The following is a 1,639-nucleotide window of genomic DNA, read 5'->3' as shown; positions in this document are numbered from 1 at the left end:
CACCCCCGACACCGCCCCCAACGCCCCCGACGCCGCTGCCGCCGACGCGCGCGCCTACGCCGACATCGCACTCCGCCACCTACGCGCCGGCCAAGTCGACCTCATCCTGATCGGCGGCCTGCCCGGCACCGGCAAAAGCACCCTGGCCCGCGCCCTGGCCGACCAACTCGGCTGCACCCTGCTCAGCAGCGACCACACCCGCAAACAACTCGCCGGACTCGCCCCCCACGACCCCGCCCCCACCCCCTACAACACCGGCATCTACACCCCCAATGGGACCACCGCACCTACCACGAACTCGCCGACCACACCACCCGACTCCTCCGCCACGGCGAAACCGTCATCCTGGACGCCTCCTGGACCTCCCAACAACACCGCGACCTCCTCACCGCAACAGCCGCACGCGAACACGCCACCCTGACCGCCCTGCGCTGCCACGCCCCACAAACACTCACCTTCGAACGCATCCGCACCCGCACCCGAAACCCCTCCGACGCCGACACCGCCATCGCCGCCGCCATGTCCACCCACACCGACCCCTGGCCCCAAGCCACCACAATCAACACCGCCGGACCACTGACCACCGCCCTCACCCAAGCCCTCACCACCATCCGCCCCCACAACACCCAACACCTCTGGCCCCACCGCCCCACCCTCTCCCCCGACTAACCAAATACGCCACGACCGTCGGACTCCACGCAATGGCACTGAGGAATTCCGCGTCCGGCGGTGTGAAAGGTGATAGTCCGGGCCGAGGGGCCGCCAGCCGAGTAGGGACGTCAAATGTTCCAGTTCACGCGGACATTAATGGCGCGGATACAGTCGGCTCCGTCAGCCGCAATGGGAATGCCGCTCGGGCCATTTCGGACGACTCGTCACCGGCCCTTGCTCCGGTTACGCCTCCTTGAGGGGGACGCACCAGGACAGCACCGTCCCGCCACCGGGCCGTAGTTCGACCGTGCACGAGCCGTTCAATCCCTCGGCACGTTCGGCGATGTTACGTAGGCCGCTGCGGCGGCCGCCTTCGGGGATGCCGACGCCGTCGTCCTCGACCAGAACCGTGACGTCGTCGCCGACGTCGATCTTCACAGCCGCCTGGGTGGCCTGGGCGTGCCGGGCGACGTTGGACAGCGCCTCCCGCACCACCGCCAGCAGGTGCTCGCCGGTCTCCTCGTCGACCACCGTGTCCAGGAGCCCGTCCAGTCGTACCGAAGGAGGGAAGCCCAACTGCTCGGTGGCGGCGTCGACCAGGGCGTGGACGCGGCTGCGCAGTGACTCCTCCCCCTCCTCGGGGCCCTGCAATGCGAAGATCGTGGAGCGGATCTGGCGGATGGTGTCGTCCAGGTCGTCCACGGCGCGCTGCACCCGCACCGCGACCTCCTTGCGCTGGATGAGCTTCATCGCCGCCATCAAGCCCATCGCGGTTGCGAAGAGCCGCTGGATCACGGTGTCGTGCAGGTCCCGGGCGATGCGGTCGCGGTCCTCCAGCAGGGTCAGCCGCTCGGCGTCGCGGCGCCGCTCGGCCAGCTCCAGCGCGACCGCCGCCTGCCCGGCGAACGCCTCCAGCAGCCGCTGCGTCCCCGCCGAGAACACCGCGCCGCCCGGCCGGTTGATCACCGACAGCACCCCGCGCGCCGCC

2 protein-coding genes and 1 pseudogene are annotated in these 1,639 nt (G+C 70.0%); 2 read left to right on the top strand and 1 reads right to left on the bottom strand.

Annotated features, from left to right (window positions below; genetic code table 11):
- Positions 1-64: 64 nt before the first annotated feature.
- Both ACH01S_RS46890 and ACH01S_RS46885 read left to right on the top strand, forming a co-directional pair.
- A pseudogene (locus tag ACH01S_RS46890) lies at positions 65-178 on the top strand (AAA family ATPase); the annotation flags it as partial.
- Positions 172-669 carry a P-loop nucleotide/nucleoside kinase family protein gene (locus tag ACH01S_RS46885; RefSeq protein WP_083981746.1) on the top strand — a complete coding sequence of 166 codons (498 nt, stop codon included), beginning with the start codon at positions 172-174 and terminating at the stop codon, positions 667-669. The pseudogene ACH01S_RS46890 and the gene ACH01S_RS46885, both read left to right, overlap by 7 nt.
- A gap of 225 nt (positions 670-894) precedes the next feature.
- Here ACH01S_RS46885 and ACH01S_RS41690 read toward each other — a convergent pair.
- A partial coding sequence (locus tag ACH01S_RS41690) for a sensor histidine kinase (protein ID WP_169809447.1) occupies positions 895-1,639 on the bottom strand: 745 nt, incomplete at its 5' end.

Source organism: Actinomadura chibensis NBRC 106107, assembly GCF_001552135.1.
GTDB classification, from domain to species: Bacteria; Actinomycetota; Actinomycetes; order Streptosporangiales; family Streptosporangiaceae; genus Spirillospora; species Spirillospora chibensis.
This window is presented reverse-complemented; position numbering and strand designations above follow the sequence as displayed.